General features: G+C 36.4%; 15 protein-coding genes. 9 read left to right on the top strand and 6 right to left on the bottom strand.

The features are described from left to right. Nucleotides 1–45: 45 nt before the first annotated feature. From ACXYSN_RS02365 to xerS, 8 genes are all read left to right on the top strand, one after another. Nucleotides 46–717 carry a GTP pyrophosphokinase gene (locus tag ACXYSN_RS02365; RefSeq protein ID WP_006150695.1) on the top strand — a complete coding sequence of 224 codons (672 nt, stop codon included), beginning with the start codon at nt 46–48 and terminating at the stop codon, nt 715–717. Then, nucleotides 701–1,519: an NAD kinase gene (locus ACXYSN_RS02360; RefSeq protein ID WP_458636018.1), complete on the top strand. Its 819-nt coding sequence runs from the start codon at nt 701–703 to the stop codon at nt 1,517–1,519. The genes ACXYSN_RS02365 and ACXYSN_RS02360 overlap by 17 nt, the downstream gene beginning before the upstream one ends. After that, complete coding sequence (locus ACXYSN_RS02355; protein WP_458636017.1) at nt 1,516–2,406, top strand: RluA family pseudouridine synthase; 891 nt, start codon at nt 1,516–1,518, stop codon at nt 2,404–2,406. The genes ACXYSN_RS02360 and ACXYSN_RS02355 overlap by 4 nt, the downstream gene beginning before the upstream one ends. Before the next feature lie 18 nt (nt 2,407–2,424). Next, nucleotides 2,425–3,399: a phosphate acetyltransferase gene (gene pta, locus ACXYSN_RS02350; protein WP_458636016.1), complete on the top strand. Its 975-nt coding sequence runs from the start codon at nt 2,425–2,427 to the stop codon at nt 3,397–3,399. Nucleotides 3,400–3,544: 145 nt separating this feature from the next. Beyond that, nucleotides 3,545–4,396: a ribosome biogenesis GTPase YlqF gene (gene ylqF / locus ACXYSN_RS02345; RefSeq protein ID WP_458636015.1), complete on the top strand. Its 852-nt coding sequence runs from the start codon at nt 3,545–3,547 to the stop codon at nt 4,394–4,396. Beyond that, nucleotides 4,383–5,162, top strand: coding sequence for a ribonuclease HII (locus ACXYSN_RS02340; RefSeq protein WP_458636014.1), 780 nt, complete (start codon nt 4,383–4,385; stop codon nt 5,160–5,162). The genes ylqF and ACXYSN_RS02340 overlap by 14 nt, the downstream gene beginning before the upstream one ends. Before the next feature lie 15 nt (nt 5,163–5,177). Further along, nucleotides 5,178–6,728 carry a ClC family H(+)/Cl(-) exchange transporter gene (locus ACXYSN_RS02335; RefSeq protein WP_458636013.1) on the top strand — a complete coding sequence of 517 codons (1,551 nt, stop codon included), beginning with the start codon at nt 5,178–5,180 and terminating at the stop codon, nt 6,726–6,728. A gap of 692 nt (nt 6,729–7,420) precedes the next feature. After that, nucleotides 7,421–8,491: a tyrosine recombinase XerS gene (xerS, locus tag ACXYSN_RS02330; protein WP_458636012.1), complete on the top strand. Its 1,071-nt coding sequence runs from the start codon at nt 7,421–7,423 to the stop codon at nt 8,489–8,491. A gap of 82 nt (nt 8,492–8,573) precedes the next feature. Here the strand turns inward: xerS and ACXYSN_RS02325 are convergent, their stop codons facing one another. The 5 genes from ACXYSN_RS02325 to pynA all read right to left on the bottom strand — a co-directional run bounded on the left by ACXYSN_RS02325 (nt 8,574) and on the right by pynA (nt 13,147). Further along, entirely contained in the window at nt 8,574–9,917 is a 1,344-nt protein-coding gene (locus tag ACXYSN_RS02325; RefSeq protein WP_458636011.1) for an MATE family efflux transporter, read from the bottom strand. Nucleotides 9,918–9,981: 64 nt separating this feature from the next. Further along, complete coding sequence (locus tag ACXYSN_RS02320; RefSeq protein WP_458636010.1) at nt 9,982–11,253, bottom strand: dihydroorotase; 1,272 nt, start codon at nt 11,251–11,253, stop codon at nt 9,982–9,984. 12 nt (nt 11,254–11,265) lie between these two features. Further along, the gene (locus tag ACXYSN_RS02315; RefSeq protein WP_001135775.1) at nt 11,266–11,730 is read right to left on the bottom strand and encodes an NUDIX hydrolase; all 465 of its coding nucleotides are present in this window, start codon (nt 11,728–11,730) and stop codon (nt 11,266–11,268) included. Between the two features lie 9 nt (nt 11,731–11,739). After that, nucleotides 11,740–12,393 (bottom strand): uracil-DNA glycosylase, encoded by a 654-nt coding sequence (locus ACXYSN_RS02310; protein WP_458636009.1) that lies wholly within the window; start codon nt 12,391–12,393, stop codon nt 11,740–11,742. Between the two features lie 61 nt (nt 12,394–12,454). Then, the gene (gene pynA, locus ACXYSN_RS02305) at nt 12,455–13,147 is read right to left on the bottom strand and encodes a pyrimidine 5'-nucleotidase PynA (RefSeq protein ID WP_458636008.1); all 693 of its coding nucleotides are present in this window, start codon (nt 13,145–13,147) and stop codon (nt 12,455–12,457) included. Nucleotides 13,148–13,653: 506 nt separating this feature from the next. Between pynA and ACXYSN_RS02300 the strand changes: the two genes are divergently transcribed. Further along, the gene (locus tag ACXYSN_RS02300; protein ID WP_458636007.1) at nt 13,654–15,525 is read left to right on the top strand and encodes an Ig-like domain-containing protein; all 1,872 of its coding nucleotides are present in this window, start codon (nt 13,654–13,656) and stop codon (nt 15,523–15,525) included. A gap of 114 nt (nt 15,526–15,639) precedes the next feature. Here ACXYSN_RS02300 and ACXYSN_RS02295 read toward each other — a convergent pair whose 3' ends face one another. Continuing rightward, nucleotides 15,640–17,718: a glucosaminidase domain-containing protein gene (locus tag ACXYSN_RS02295; RefSeq protein WP_458636006.1), complete on the bottom strand. Its 2,079-nt coding sequence runs from the start codon at nt 17,716–17,718 to the stop codon at nt 15,640–15,642. Between the last annotated feature and the right edge of the window lie 194 nt (nt 17,719–17,912).

Genomic DNA, 17,912 nt, shown 5'->3' with positions numbered 1-17,912 from the left:
AGTAAATGAATATTGTAGCTAAAGAGGGGTGAATCTATAAAATCTATGATTACTGAATGGGAAGAATTTTTAGATCCTTACATTCAAGCTGTTGGCGAGTTAAAAATAAAACTACGGGGGATTCGAAAACAGTACCGCAAACAAAATCGACATTCACCAATTGAATTCGTAACAGGGCGTGTGAAACCTATTGAAAGTATCAAAGAAAAAATGGTTCGTCGTGGAATAACCTATGACACGCTTGAACAAGATTTGCAAGATATTGCAGGATTGCGTGTGATGGTTCAATTTGTAGACGATGTGAATGAGGTTGTATCTATCCTTCGTAAAAGACAGGATATGAGAGTTGTTCAAGAACGAGATTATATCACTCATCGTAAGGCGTCAGGTTATCGTTCTTACCATGTAGTTATTGAATATACAGTCGATACCATAAATGGTGCAAAAACCATCTTAGTTGAGATTCAAATTCGTACTTTGGCAATGAACTTTTGGGCGACGATTGAACATTCACTCAACTATAAATATCAAGGAGATTTCCCAGAAGAAATTAAGGAAAGGCTTGAGATTACCGCTAGAATTTCTCATCAGCTAGACGAGGAAATGAGCAAGATTCGAGATGACATTCAAGAAGCACAAGCACTCTTTGATCCTTTGCATCGGAAATTAAATGACGGGGTAGGAAATAGTGACGATACAGATGAAGAATACAGGTAAAAGGGTTGATCTGATCGCCAACCGTAAACCTCAAAGTAGAAAAGTGTTGTACGAACTCAAGGATCGTTTGAAGAATCATAATTTTATACTTAATGATAAAAATCCTGATATTGTTATCTCCATTGGAGGAGATGGAATGCTTCTATCTGCTTTTCACAAGTATGAAGATCAGTTAGATAAGGTTCGTTTTGTTGGGGTTCATACGGGACATCTTGGTTTCTATACTGATTATAGAGACTTTGAATTAGATCAGCTAGTTACTAATTTACAGTTGGATACAGGAGCTAAGGTTTCGTATCCATTATTAAATGTCAAAATTTATCTAGAAAATGGTGAAGTTAAAATCTTCCGTGCTCTAAACGAAGCTAGTATTCGTAGAGCAGATCGAACTATGGTTGCTGATGTCGTGATAAATCACGTCCCCTTCGAACGCTTTCGAGGTGATGGATTGACTGTATCAACTCCAACAGGAAGTACAGCCTACAATAAATCACTTGGTGGTGCTGTCCTACATCCGACCATAGAAGCATTACAATTAGCGGAAATTGCTAGTCTGAATAATCGAATTTATCGAACACTTGGTTCTTCAATCATTGTTCCTAAGAAAGATAAAATCGAACTAATACCAACTCGAAATGATTATCATACTATCTCTATCGATAATAGTATCTATTCTTTCCGAAATATTGAAAAAATAGAGTACCAAATCGACCACCACAAGATTCATTTCGTTGCCACTCCAAGCCACACCAGTTTTTGGAATCGAGTTAAGGATGCCTTTATTGGTGAGGTGGACGAATGAGGTTTCAATTTATTGCCGACGAACATGTTAAGGTAAAAACCTTTCTAAAGAAACATGAAGTTTCCAAAGGTTTACTTGCCAAGATTAAGTTTCGAGGTGGTGATATTCGGGTGAATGGGCATCCGCAGAACGCTACCTACCTCTTAGATATTGGGGATGAGGTTGTCATTGATATTCCTCCAGAAGAAGGTTTCGAGACACTGGAAGCCATAGATTATCCCTTGGATATTTTGTTTGAAGATGACCACTTTCTAATTCTAAACAAACCATTCGGGGTGGCCTCTATTCCTAGTGTTAATCACTCAAATACTATTGCTAATTTTATTAAAGGTTACTACGTAAAACAAGTTTACGAGAATCAGCAAGTGCACATTGTAACTAGATTAGATAGAGACACGTCTGGTTTGATGCTATTTGCCAAACATGGATATGCTCATGCAAGGCTAGATAAACAACTTCAGAAAAAAAGTATTGAAAAACGGTACTTTGCTCTTGTAAAAGGAGTAGGTATTTTAGAACCAGAAGGAAATATCATAGCTCCCATTGCGAGAGACGAAGATTCTATCATCACAAGGCGTGTAGCTAAAGGTGGTAAATATGCTCACACAGAATACAAGGTCATAGCATCCTATGGAGACATACATTTAGTCGATATTCGATTACATACTGGGAGAACACACCAAATTCGTGTTCATTTTTCACATATTGGTTTTCCCTTACTTGGAGATGACCTCTATGGCGGAAGTTTAGAGCATGGCATACAGCGTCAAGCGCTACATTGCCATTTCTTATCTTTTTATCATCCTTTTCTTGAAGAACAGTTGGAAATATCATCTCCGCTGCCAGATGATTTTAAGAATTTAATAACTAAGTTATCAATTAATTAATATTAAAGGAGAAAACTCATGGAAGTTTTTGAAAGTCTAAAAACCAACCTAGTTGGTAAAAATGTACGCATTGTTCTACCCGAAGGGAAAGAACCTCGTATCCTACAAGCTACAAAACGTTTGGTGAAAGAAACAGATGTTACCCCAGTTTTGCTTGGTAAACCTGAAAAAATCAAAATCTACCTTGAAATCGAAGGAATTCATGAGGGGTATGAAGTCATCGACCCAGATCATTACGATAAATTTGACGATATGGTTGCTTCTCTTGTAGAACGTCGTAACGGTAAGATAACAGAAGAAGAAGCTACTAGACTCTTGAGTGAAGACGTTAACTACTTTGGTGTTATGCTAGTTTATATGGGCTTGGTTGACGGTATGGTTTCAGGTGCACTTCACTCAACTGCTGCAACTGTTCGCCCAGCACTTCAAATCATTAAAACTCGTCCAAATGTAACTCGTACTTCAGGTGCTTTCTTAATGACTCGTGGTTCAGAACGTTATCTTTTCGGAGACTGTGCAATCAACATTAATCCTGATGCTGATGCCCTAGCTGAAATTGCTATTAACTCAGCAATCACAGCTAAAATGTTTGGTATCGAGCCAAAAATTGCAATGTTAAGTTACTCAAGTAAAGGTTCTGGTTTCGGTGAAAACGTTGATAAAGTGGTAGCAGCTACTAAACGTGCACACGAATTGCGTCCTGACCTTGAAATTGATGGAGAATTGCAATTTGACGCTGCCTTCCACCCTGAAACAGCAGCTTTGAAAGCTCCAGGAAGTAAAGTGGCTGGACATGCAACTGTCTTCATCTTCCCAAGTATCGAAGCAGGAAATATTGGATACAAGATTGCAGAACGTCTAGGTGGTTTCTCAGCTGTAGGACCTGTTTTACAAGGTTTGAATAAGCCAGTTAATGACCTTTCACGTGGATGTAGCTCAGATGATGTTTATAATCTTACTCTCATCACTGCAGCACAAGCTATTTACCAATAAAATTTCCAAAGCCCCACTTCTTTAAGAGGGGCTTTTCTAGTCTTTTAATTGTCTAACCCCCTGCAAAACTATCTAAATTATGGTAAAATAGACAGTAATCATCTATGATTTATCGATTAAGTTTGTATGAAGAAAAGGAAATAGAATGGCTATTATTCAATGGTTTCCTGGCCATATGTCAAAAGCGAGAAGACAGGTTCAGGAAAATTTAAAATTTGTTGATTTTGTGACAATTTTAGTTGATGCACGTTTGCCTTTGTCAAGTCAAAATCCAATGCTGACTAAAATTGTAGGAGATAAACCAAGGCTCCTGATTTTAAACAAGGCAGATCTTGCTGACCCAACCCATACAAAAGAATGGCGTCAACACTTTGAAGCACAAGGAATACAAACACTAGCCATTAATTCAAAAGAGCAAGTTACAGTTAAAGTGGTTACAGACGCTGCCAAAAAGCTTATGGCAGATAAAATCGCTCGTCAAAAAGAACGTGGGATTCAAATTGAAACCTTGCGTACCATGATAATCGGTATTCCAAACGCTGGTAAATCAACGCTGATGAACCGTTTGGCTGGTAAGAAAATTGCTGTAGTTGGTAACAAACCAGGTGTGACAAAGGGCCAACAATGGCTCAAAACAAATAAAGATTTGGAAATCTTGGACACTCCAGGGATTCTCTGGCCAAAATTCGAAGATGAAACTGTCGCTCTTAAACTTGCCCTTACAGGAGCCATCAAGGATCAGTTGCTTCCAATGGATGAAGTGACAATTTTTGGTCTTAATTACTTTAAAACCCATTATCCTGAAAAGCTTCAAGAACGTTTTAAACAAATGAATCTGGATGACGAAGCTCCAGAAATTATCATGGATATGACGCGTATCCTTGGTTTCCGTGATGATTACGATCGTTTTTACAATCTCTTTGTTAAAGAAGTTCGTGATGGAAAACTTGGTAACTATACCTTAGATACATTGGATGATCTCAATGGCAACGATTAAAGAAATAAAGGAAGAATTAGCAAAGATAAGAGAACTTGAAAGTCCCTTATTTAAGGAATTTGAAAAAGATTCTCGTACTGGTGTACAAAAGGAAATTGAAAAGCGTAAAAAGGCCATCCAAACAGAAATAGATGAAAATCTTCGCTTAGAAGCTATGCTTCGATATGAAAAAGAACTTTACGTTCAGGGGATTAACCTAATTGCAGGTGTAGATGAGGTTGGACGTGGTCCGCTAGCTGGTCCAGTAGTGGCTGCTGCAGTGATTTTACCTCAAAATTGTAAAATTAAAGGTTTAAATGACAGTAAAAAAATTCCTAAGAAAAAACATGAGGAGATTTTTCAGGCTGTCAAAGAGAATGCCCTAGCAATCGGTATCGGGATTATGGACAATCATGTCATTGACCAAGTCAATATCTATGAAGCGACGAAACTAGCCATGAAAGAAGCTATTTATCAGCTTGATCCTCAACCAAAGCACCTCTTGATTGATGCTATGAAATTGGACTTGCCAATCACTCAGACATCTATTATCAAAGGAGATGCTAATTCCTTATCTATTGCAGCAGCATCGATTATAGCTAAAGTTACCAGAGATAAGATCATGGCTAACTATGACGAAGAATTTCCTGGCTATGATTTTGCTCAAAATGCTGGCTATGGAACTGCTAAGCATTTAGAAGGAATTGAAAAGCACAGTGTCACACCTATTCATCGCACCAGTTTTGAACCGATTAAAACGATCGTCTCAGAAACTAGTAAAAGATAATTAAAGGAGAGAATTATGGAGGAACAATCGGAAATACTTAGCTCCAAGAAAGAATTTGCTTTCGCGTCCAGTACGATCTTAGCTCAAGTAGGGCGAGGTATTATTGTCGGATTAGTCGTAGGAATTATTGTCGGATCATTTCGATTTTTGATCGAAAAAGGCTTTCATATTGTTCAAGGATTTTATCAAGACCAAGAAAATCTGATACGGAATCTATTGATTATTTTATTGTTTTATATGCTAATTTGCTTAGTTAGTGCCAAATTAACACGGTCAGAAAAAGATATCAAAGGTTCTGGTATTCCTCAAGTTGAGGCAGAGTTAAAAGGTCTCATGTCTCTCAACTGGTGGAGTGTGCTATGGAAGAAATACATTCTTGGTATTCTCGCAATTGCAAGTGGACTCATGTTAGGTCGTGAAGGTCCTAGTATTCAGCTAGGTGCCGCTGGAGGAAAAGGAATTGCTAAATGGCTCAAGTCTAGCCCTGTTGAGGAGCGTTCTTTGATTGCTAGCGGAGCTGCTGCTGGACTTGCTGCAGCCTTTAATGCACCGATTGCGGGGTTATTATTTGTAGTAGAAGAAGTCTATCACCATTTTTCGCGATTCTTCTGGGTTTCTACCTTGGCTGCTAGTCTAGTAGCAAACTTTGTTTCCCTTCTCATCTTTGGCTTAACACCTGTTTTGGATATGCCGGATGAGATCCCACTTATGAGTCTTAGTCAATATTGGATTTATCTACTTATGGGGATTTTTCTTGGATTTTCAGGTTTTCTTTATGAAAAAGCCGTTCTGAATGTCGGGAGAGTTTATGAATGGTTTGGCCAAAGGCTTCACGTTGATAAAGCTTATCATCCGATTTTTGCTTTTATTCTTATTATTCCAGTAGGAATTTTTCTACCTCAGATACTTGGTGGCGGGAATCAAGTTGTCTTATCCTTAACAGAACAAAATTTTAGTTTCCAAATTCTCTTACTTTACTTTATCATTCGCTTTATCTGGAGCATGATCAGTTACGGAAGTGGACTGCCAGGTGGTATTTTCTTACCGATTTTATCATTAGGTTCTTTACTTGGCGCTCTAGTAGGAGTTATTTGTGTCAATCTCGGACTCGTCACGCAACAGCAATTTCCTATATTTGTAATTCTTGGAATGAGCGGTTATTTTGGGGCTATCTCAAAAGCACCTTTGACAGCTATGATTCTTGTAACTGAAATGGTTGGTGACATCCGAAACCTTATGCCTTTAGGTATGGTGACCCTAGTAGCTTACATCGTCATGGATTTGCTCAAAGGAGCTCCTGTCTATGAAGCCATGCTGGAGAAAATGTTACCTGAATCAGCAACTGATGACGGAGAAGTTACACTGATAGAAATCCCTGTTTCAGACAAAATAGCTGGAAAACAAGTACATGAACTCAATTTACCTCATAATGTGCTTATCACAACCCAAGTACATAACGGTAAAAGTAAGACAGTTAATGGTTCTACAAGGATGTATCTAGGGGATATGATTCATCTCGTGATTCCAAAAAGTGAAATTGGGAAAGTAAAAGATTTGTTGTTGTAGGAAGCTATTTACATAATTTATATTATGTGTTAAAGAGGTTCAAAATAAAAAAAGTTTGAAGCGTAATTGGCAGATTGTTACTTATTAAAAAACTCGATTCTAAATGAAGATGTCGAGTTTTTTTGTATGAGATTAATTTGTATGTGATTATACTTAAGAGAATCAAAAGTATTCTATAGAGAAAATTGATTGAGCATTGATTTAACAAATCGGATACTATTTTTTATAGTTTATTAAGTAAAACTAAAATTTTTTGTACTTTACCCTAGACAGTGGATAAACCCTTGGCACGACTGAGTTTAAGGCGTAATGTACACTCTTTGAAAAATGTACTTTATAATCGAAATGTACTTTATTTTAATGCTGGATAAAGTACATTTTTTGATTGAGTAGCTTAGATGCGTAATGTATCAAAATAGTCCCTTTTAACCCCCTTGTAGGCCTAGAAACTTTGATTTAATCAGTTTTTTGAATTTAGTAAAGTACATTTTCACTAAAATTCAGGTTTGAAAATTTTCCAGTTTTCACTTTTATAAAGTATAAAATTAACTATTTTCTTGATGAAAAAAATTTCCAGTTATACGCAGTATTTCTATATATCTCCTATAACATCTTTCCGAAAAACTATAATTTTCTTGAAAAAAATATCTGGATATGCTATACTACTCGTATAGAAAGATTTGGAGAAAAACATGAAACGTGAGATTTTACTGGAACGAATCGATAAACTTAAACAAATCATGCCTTGGTACGTTTTGGAATACTATCAATCTAAACTAGCTGTCCCTTATAGCTTTACAACCTTATATGAATACTTAAAAGAATACGATCGATTTTTTACCTGGGTCTTGGAGTCTGGTATCTCGGACGCTGATTCTATGGCTAATATTCCTTTATCGGTTTTGGAGAATTTAACCAAAAAAGATTTAGAATCTTTTATCCTATATTTACGTGAACGTCCCTTACTTAATGCTAATACAACTAAACAAGGTGTATCCCAAACAACGATTAACCGTACCCTTTCTGCCCTTTCTAGTCTCTATAAGTACTTGACTGAAGAGGTTGAAAATGAACAAGGGGAACCTTATTTCTACCGAAATGTCATGAAAAAGGTTGCTACTAAGAAAAAGAAAGAAACTTTGGCTGCTCGAGCCGAAAATATCAAGCAAAAGCTCTTTTTAGGCGATGAAACAGAGGGATTTTTGAATTATATCGATGAGGAATACCCCAAAACTCTCTCAAATAGAGCCCTATCTTCCTTTAATAAGAACAAAGAGCGTGATTTAGCTATTATTGCCCTACTTTTGGCCTCAGGAGTTCGTTTATCTGAAGCAGTTAATCTTGATATAAGAGATTTGAACCTTAAAATGATGGTCATTGATGTAACAAGAAAAGGTGGAAAACGAGACTCAGTTAATATTGCTACCTTTGCAAAACCATATCTTGAACAATATCTTGCTATTCGAGATAAAAGATATAAAACAGAAAAAAAAGATACAGCCCTCTTTCTAACCCTTTATCGTGGTGTTCCTAATCGAATTGATGCTTCTAGCGTAGAAAAAATGGTGGCCAAGTATTCTGAAGACTTCAAAGTCCGTGTTACTCCTCATAAACTTCGCCATACACTCGCAACTCGACTATATGATGCAACCAAATCACAGGTTTTGGTCAGCCATCAACTTGGACATGCAAGCACGCAAGTCACGGATTTATATACCCATATCGTAAATGATGAACAAAAAAATGCTTTAGACAGTTTATAAACTTTACATAATTTAAATTACGAAAACCCTAAACTTAGTTTAGGGTTTTTAGTTTATATTTGTCTATTTGATTGAAATCATTTTATTGAGAAATAATCTTTAGAATGTGTTTCAAACGCCATTGATACAGAATACCGCTTATAATTAAACTTACAATCAAACTAATCCAATAAGAATATGCTCCTAATGAGGTATAAAAATCTAAAGCTAAACCAAGGGGGATTGCTACTCCCCAGTATCCTAGAATACCAAGATAGAATGGAATTACAGTATCCTTGTACCCACGTAAAATACCTTGAAGAGGAGCTGCAAATGTATCGGCTAGTTGGAAGAATAAACTATAGGTTAAAAAATTTGCTGTTAGGGCGATAAAATCTGGATCTTGGCCATAAAGTCCTGCTACTGCTTCTCTATACAAATAAAGAAAAGAAAGAGTTAAACCAGCAAAAACGAATGCTAGTAAACGACCTATGCGTATGTATTGTTTAGCATCATTAAATCGTTTTGCACCAACTTCGTAAGAGACTACGATTGCCATAGCTGTAGAAATACTCATAGGAAATGCGTACATTAAACTAGAAAAGTTCATAGCTGACTGATGACTGGCAATAATGAAAGATGAAAATTTTGACATTATTAAGCCAACAGCTGAAAAGACAGCCACTTCTGCAAAAACAGTACCACCGATTGGTAATCCTAAGACAATCCCTTCCTTTATCTTTTCTAGGTTTAAAGGAGATAATTGATTCAGTTTAAACTCCTTAAGCCTCTCATGTTTTTGTAAAACGTAAAGAGAAATGAATAGGACACACCAGTAAGCTAGTGAAGTTCCTAATCCTGCCCCTGCTCCACCTAACTCAGGAAATCCTAATTTACCATAAATTAATAAATAATTAAATCCGCTGTTGAGAGGAAGTAAGAGAAGCATCAAATACATGGAAAGTTTTGTCATTCCTAAGGAATCTAGAAGTGAACGTACTACACTGAATAGTAAAAGTGGTATGATACCAATGGCTAACAAGCGTAAATAACGAATTGCTATATCTTTAACAGCAGGCTCTAAACTCATATTTTGAAGAACTACTGGAGCTGCTAAAAATACCAAGGAAAAAAGAATGAGAGACAAGCCAAGGGATAAATACATAAATTGATAGTAATCTGATGCAACTTCATTCTTTTTACCCTGACCAAGATGCTGTCCAATAATTGGCACCAAAGCAGAGACAATCCCAGTTAAAAATGTAAAAAAGGGATTCCAAAGACTTGTCGCCATAGAGACACCAGCTAAATTAAGCGTATCATATTGCCCAGTCATGGTTGTATCTATGAATGATGCGGAATAGTTAGCAAATTGATAAATCAAGATTGGAAAAAAGATTTTTAAAAATAAGAGAATTTTTTCTTTTTTATTTTGTGTTGAATACATACCTACTCTTTCTAGTTATCAATAGAATATTAATGGTAAACAGTAAGAATATCTGTATAAAGTTTTAATCTGCTTGGTAAACGATTTGTCCCTTACAGATAGTATATTTAACTTGACCTTTTAACTCTTCACCGATAAATGGGGAGTTAGATGCTTTTGAAGCAAAATGTGATTCTACGATACGGTCTGCTTTAGGATCAAAAATAGTGATATCAGCTGGACCATTTTCAGCCAAATAACCTGCTTCAAAATGATACAATTTTGCTGGATTTACTGTCATTTTTTCTAATAATTCCATCAAGCTTAGCTCGCCAGCTTCGACTAAGTAGGTTAAACCAAGTGACAAAGAAGTTTCTAAACCAGTCATACCTGATGGTGCTTTAGTGATATCCTCGACATTCTTCTCATCTACATGGTGAGGCGCGTGGTCAGTCGCAATCACGGAAATGACTCCAGATTTTAGTCCTTCGATAACAGCCAAGCGGTCTGATTCCAATCGTAAAGGTGGGTTCATTTTTGCATTGCTTCCTTGGGTCAAGAGAAGAGCTTCAGTTTTAGAAAAATGTTGTGGAGCTACTTCTGCTGTTACCTGGGCACCTAGACCTTGAACAAACTCTACTACTTTAACACTTTCTTCTTTAGATAAATGCTGAATATGAACATGAGCCTTAGTTGCATAAGCAATCATGACATCACGAGCAATCATAGCGTACTCTGCAACTCCTGTTGCACCGCAGATATGAAAATGCTCTTTAGCGATATTCTCGTTAAAACCAAGCGTACCATTCAAGCCAGGATCTTCTTCATGAAGACTAATAAAAGTATTTAGTTTCTTCGCTTCTTCCATGGCTTCCTTGACAACTTTACTACTTTCAAGAGGAATTCCGTCATCAGAAAAACCAACTGCCCCTGCTTCTAAAAGGGCTTTAAAATCAGTTAAGTCTTGACCATTAAAGTTTTTGGTAATTGTAGCCACAGACTTAACGTTAATCTTTTCCTTAGCTGCAGATTGAAGAACTTCCTCTAAAGTCTCAACATCTGAGATAGTTGGATTGGTATTAGCCATCATAACGACTGTTGTAAAACCACCTGCTGCAGCTGCTAAAGCACCTGTATGAATGTCTTCTTTATGTGTTTGACCTGGTTCACGAAAATGAACATGGATATCTATCAATCCAGGTGCAACCACAAGTCCAGTTGCATCAATGACTTGAGCTTCATCCTTATCAATTTGAGGAGCAATTTGTATGATTTTCCCTTCATCAACAAAAACATCACAAACTTGATCCAAACCAGACTTTGGATCCATTACACGGCCATTTTTGATTAGTAACATATCTATACTCCTTTACTCGTAGAAATCCACTTGTGTATCCAATAATTTATCACCATCATAGACAAACTTGGCTGAAAAGAAGGGTTTATCTTCTAAAAGCCACTCTACGAAGGTGTGGTCTCCTTCCCAGGTTGGTTTGCTTAAAACCTCATCATAAGGAACCCATTCTAAAGTCCCTTCATTACAATCAATCAATTCCCCCTCAAACTCAGTCACCTTAAATACATAGGTGTACCAGTCTAAGTCCGGAGTGAATTCAGGGAAAGTGATAACACCCTTTAAAACCGGCTTAGCTTTCAACCCTGTTTCTTCTAAAATCTCACGTGCAGCACATTCTTGTGGAGTTTCCCCGCGCTCTAACTTTCCACCTACACCGATCCATTTTCCTTCATGGACATCATTAGGCTTTTTATTGCGATGAAGCATGAGTAATTCTTTTCCATTATCAATGTAGCAAATTGTCGCTAACTGAGGCATATAAACTCCTTATCTAAGCCAATCGATTGGCTCTTGTCCTGTTTCTTTTAAGAATGCATTGGCCTTAGAAAAAGGCTTGGAACCCCAAAATCCTCTGTATACAGAAAGAGGACTTGGATGTGCTGATTCGATAATCAAATGCTGAGGATTAGTAACTAGGGACTTCTTCTTACGAGCGTAGGCTCCCCAAAGTACAAAAACTACGGGTCTATCTAGGTTATTGACCACCTTAATAACAGCATCTGTAAATGGTTCCCATATCTGACCAGCATGCCCATTTGCTTGGCCTGCTGGCACTGTTAAACATGCATTAAGGAGTAAGACTCCCTGCTCAGCCCAAGCTGTCAAATCATGCGATTTCTTAACTCCGATATCGTCTGACAGTTCTTTTAGAATATTTTGAAGCGAAGGAGGTGCTGGGATCGAATCAGGAACTGAAAAACTCAAACCCTGAGCTTGACCAGGTCCATGATAGGGATCCTGCCCCAGAATCACTACCTTAACCTCTTCCAGAGGAGTCGTCAAAAGAGCCTGAAAAACCTTTTCCTTGGGTGGATAAACAGTCCCATGAGCATAGACCTGTTCCATAAAGTGATTAATTTTCCCAAAATAACCCTCAGGTAATTGCTCTTTAATCAAAGCATGCCAAGACGAGTGTTCCATAGCTGACTCCTTCATTTATACTGCCTCTATTATAGCAAAAAGTGGCTATCTAAACCACTTTTTACAGTTTATCTAAGATTTCTAGCAGAGCTTGATATGAGTCGACTTCATAAGTTGGATGAGCTTGCGTTTTATTTTCCAGATGATGAGGGTTGTACCAGATAGTATCAATCCCAGCATTATTGCCACCTTGAATGTCTGCTGTTAGTGAATCACCAATCATGACTGTTTTTTCTTTGGAAAATCCAGGTATTTGTTGACCAATTCTTTCGTAGAAAAGAGCATCTGGTTTTTGTGTTTTCAACTGTTCAGATATGAATACTTGGTTGAAATAAGTAGCAAGTCCTGATTGAGTTAAGCGCCCTGTCTGAATGGTAGTTATCCCATTTGTGGCAGCGTAAAGTTCATAACCACGATCAATAAGGCTATCTAAGAGTTCCATGGCCCCAGAAAATACCTGCCCCTGTTGAGCTAAATAAAACTGGTAGCGATTTGCTAAATAGGTACCATCTTTCTCAATTCCGAAATGTTCAAACAATCTAGAAAAACGAGTATTGACTAATTCTTGTTTTGTAATTTTTTTCTGCTCTAAGTCCTTCCAGAGGGTTTTATTCATAGGTATATAATAATCCTTATATGCCTGAATATCAGAAACTGTTTCTTCTTTCAGAAGTTGTGTCAATGCTACATCTTCAGCAGCATCAAAATCAAGCAAGGTATGATCAAGGTCGAAAAGTAAAAATTTGTAGCTCATTCGTTTTATATCCTTCTTTCGATATTTTACACATTTCAAAGTATAGCATAAAGAACAAGAATAACCAAATACACTTATGGAACGACTATTGTTATAAATAGACTAATAATTTAAAAATCGAGAAATAATCTGTGAAAATTGATTAAAATCTTAAAAGAACATCCTACAAAAAAATATATTAAATCTTGTAATCTCCTAGAAATATTTGACTAGGATTTTAGGTAAATTTCCTATTTTATCTTTCCTGTAAAATAAAAGATGTAAGCGGTTATTCTATCTTTTTGCGTCATTAAAAACATAAAACTTCTAATATTTCGAAAAATTTACATTTTAATATTAATTTGACACCTTAAACATTGATGTCCCTATTTTAATGTGATATAATTCACAGTATAGGGGAGTTTTAGTCTTAGACTAGGAGGAGGATCTATTAAATTTTGTCTGCAAAATTAACCTATATTACTGATTCGTCTGTTCGAAATTTATAAATAAGAAGGTAAAACATAATGAACAATAAGAAAAAGTTTAGTATTTTCTCGTTTTTAATTTGTGTCCTGACAACTATTTTTGTTTTTAGTTTGAATAAAACTTTTGCTGAAACACCAGAGGTCTCAGTAACTGGAAAATTTGTGGATACAATCAAAAATGTCAAAGTTAGCAATAATGAGGGCGGAAACCTCGATTGGGAATTAGGACAATGGGCAACATTCCGAATTAATGCTGATTTTGACTTAGCTGGTAAGGATGTTAAAGCAGGAGATACCACAGACATAACTGTACCAGATGCTTTAATTATTACTTCGGATAGTTTTGACATTAAAGATGTCAATACTAATGAGGTTATTGCCCATGCAACAGTGGATAAGGATAATAAAAAACTCTCCTTGACATACACCGATTATGCAGAAAAGCATTCAGATACTAAGGGATCGTTTTTCTTCTATGCCCGTATCGACTTTAAGAAACATCCACAAAAAGGTGAGGTACCGGTAGAAATCACCATTAACAAAGAAACAAAATTTGGTGGTAAAGTTTCATTTACTGGTGTTGGTGATGGTAATCCTAATGAATTAAAGAAAACTAGTTGGGTTCATTCAGATAATCCTAGAATAATTACCTATGGAATCTCAATTAATCAAAAGAAACAAAATATTAAAGAAGTGACTATTGAGGACAAGTTACAATTCACGAATGCGTCCTATGTAAAAGATAGCTTCCGTGTGACAAAAGGAGAAATGTCTTTTGTCAATGGCGAATGGCAATTTAATAACACTTCTGATGTAACCAATGAACATCCGGTTACTGTTAGCGCTGATGGACAATCATTCTCTGTTAGTCTTGGAGATGTTGCTGAAACGGATCAGTACCGTATTACTTATGATGTTCAGTTAAATTATTCACCTGTCGATGGAGAAGTTTTAAAAAATGAAGCTACATTAAAAGGTAAAGGAATTGTTATCAAAGAAGCTTTGAATAAAGCTGCAGTTCAAATTGCAGGTGGTGCTGGTGTTGGTTATGTTTACTCAATCAATATCCATAAAGTCGATGATGCTAACCAACCACTTAAGGGCGCTAAGTTTAAAGTTGTTCGTCAAGCCAATAATCAAGTGATTGGTGAGTTTGAGTCAGATGAAAATGGTAACATTGCAGTTAACAAATTGTTAAAAGATAAGTATATCTTAACTGAAATTGAAGCTCCTTCTGGTCACGTTATTAAAGACGCTGATACTGTAGTTAATGTTGAAGATTTTGGTGCTGATCATTCAGTAACGAAAACAATTGTAAATCCAAAAGAGGAAACAACTACAACAACTACTACGACTACAACAACTACGACTACGACAACTACTACAACTGAAGCCCCTACAACTTCAACTACTACAACTGAAGCTCCTACGACTTCAACTACTTCAACCGAAGCTCCTACAACTTCAACTACTACAACCGAAGCTCCTACGACTTCAACTACTTCAACCGAAGCTCCTACGACTTCAACTACTACGACTGAAGCTCCTACAACTTCAACTACTACAACCGAAGCTCCTACGACTTCAACTACTACGACTGAAGCTCCTACAACTTCAACTACTACAACCGAAGCTCCTATAACTTCAACTACTACTACAACTCCAGAAGTGCCAACTCCTTCTTCATCTTCTGAAACTACAACAACATCTACAGCTCCGTCAACTTCTTCTGAAACTACAACAACATCTACAGCTCCGTCAGTTTCTTCTGAAACTACAACTACAGAAGAGAAGCCAGGACTTCCAAATACAGGTGAAAGTAAAGGAACATTGTTTACAATCATTGGGGCTGTAACTTTAATTTCATCAATCGTGCTAGTAGCAATCTTGCATAAGTCAAAAGAAGACTAATATAAATTAGGAACTTAAAAAAGGATTTACTTTTAATGAGTAAATTCTTTTTTTATATTTATGATTAACAATAAAAAATCGATAACTGTTTGTAGTTATCGATTTTAAAATATTTTAGTCCTTTTCACCAAGTTTACTATTGATAGTCATCATGATACTTGCAATCTTTTCACCCCAATATGGATCTGAAGCGTAAAGAACGTTCATACCAGATGATTTATTTCCTAGGTAAGTTCTGCCATTATCTATATAATTTTGACGAATCCATTTGGCTGCACCTAAGATTCCCTTATCTACATTATCGAAACTCTTAGCTGAATCGTACGGAGTAGTATCGTAGGCTGCAATACCAAAGAAATTATTCTTATCCTTAGCAATCTGACTACGTCCCCATGCGCTTTCTAGAGCGCTGTGAGCTATAAGGTAGAGTGCATTTACTTGATAGCGTTCTTCAGCTTCTTTAAAGATAGCTCCCTTACCTGCCAAACGACTTCCTTTGATATTCATAAGAGAATATACTTTATCTAATTCTTCAGCTGTGTAATTTGTTGGTTTTCTTAAATCTCTAAATAAGAAAGGATTTTCTGCTGTAAAGTTTTCAAAGTTAATACCATCAGCTGAATAATATTTTTTACCAATAGCCATTGATGAGCTATGAGGGGCTACACGAATACTTGTGTAAGGTGATAACTCATGATAAAGATAATTACCGTCAGTGGCATAGTGAGGAATGAATTCACTGTCTGAGCTGACAGCTACTAAATCACTCTTATTCATATAGCCTGAAAGTCCAGAGATTTTGACTGGAAGTCGACCGTCTTTAGCTTCATCTCCATCAATCGATACAATACTTCCTTGCGAAATATAGCTAAGTTTCTCACCAGAAGCACTATATACATTTGCTGTAATTGGTTTTACTTTATAGTATGCTGCTGTATCAGAAATCCATTTTCCATTGCTTTGGAAAGAATAGTTTTTTCCATTAATGGTAAAATTACCAGTTACATATACCCCATCTTCTTTGAGATAATACCAGGCATTGTAACTCTTATCAAAAATCCACTCGTTCTTGGCCATATAACCATACGATTTGAGATAGTAAGAACCTTGCCACTGGTTTTCAGCATAAGCACCATCAGATTTTAAGTAAAACCAACTATCGTACTTCTTATCAAAGAACCATTCGCTTTGAGCCATGGCCCCACTATCTTTTAGATAATATTTCTCTTTCCATTGGCTACTTAACATGTCACCATCTTTATGAAAAGAGTACCATGAACCATTGATTTTTTCCCATTTATCGCGGATAGCTTTTCCTGAATCAGTAGCATAATACCACTTCTCATCCATCTGCACCCAATCCTTTTCAGCCATAGCGCCACTAGTTTTGAGAAGGTAGTCATTATAAATGGTTTTACTTAACATGGTACCTGATTCATCAAAACGATACCATGAACCATTGATTTTCTCCCATTTATTACGGATGATTTTTCCTGAATCAGTAGCATAGTACCACTTCTCATCAATTTTCGCCCAACCCCTTTCGTGCATAGCTCCACTACTCTGAAGAAGGTAGTCATTGTAAACGGTATTAGTTAACATGGCACCAGATTCATCGAAGCAATACCAAGCACCGTTGATTTTTTCCCATTTGTTGCGGATGATTTTTCCTGAGTTTGTAGCAAAGTACCACTTGTCATCTATTTTAACCCAAGAATCCTCAACCATAGCACCACTTTTACTTAAGAGGTAGTCATCATAAACAGTATCACTAAGCATCACGCCATCCTGGTTAAAATAGTACCAGCGACCTGCTATTTTTTTCCAATTTGTGACAGCCTTTTTATTCTCATAATAACGCCATTGGCCATTTTCTTTTTGCCAGCCATCTTTATTAACTTCCTCAACTTTTGTTTCAGTTGTTGTTTTTTCCTTATTTTCAGGTGTTTCTTTCTTCGGCGTAATTTGCGAAGATTCTTTTTCTGCCTTGTTCAGACTTTCGTTAGAACTTTGTTTAGTCGATTTATCACGACTGTTTGATTGTTTTTGATCTTCTTTTTCAACTCCATTAGCTACAGCCTGTTCTGAAGTTTGAGCTTTATTTCTAGTTTGTGAATCCTCGGCATAAACAGTAGATTTTGCAAAGCCTGCAATCGAGAGAGCAACTGTACTCGCCAGTAAAATCCTTTTCATTGTATTCTCCTTATCATTATATAAATGATGTATTCGTTTTTGATACATAATGTTTAAAACACAGCAATTATCCATTATATTATACAATATTCTATTAAAGATAAAAGTAGAATAATTAAGAAGAAAGAAAGTTGTAATATTGTTAAAACATTTTAGAAATAAAAGTCAATAAAAAGCAGTCGAACAGTAACTGA

The sequence above is a fragment of the Streptococcus sp. V869 genome, assembly GCF_054353515.1.
This window is presented reverse-complemented; position numbering and strand designations above follow the sequence as displayed.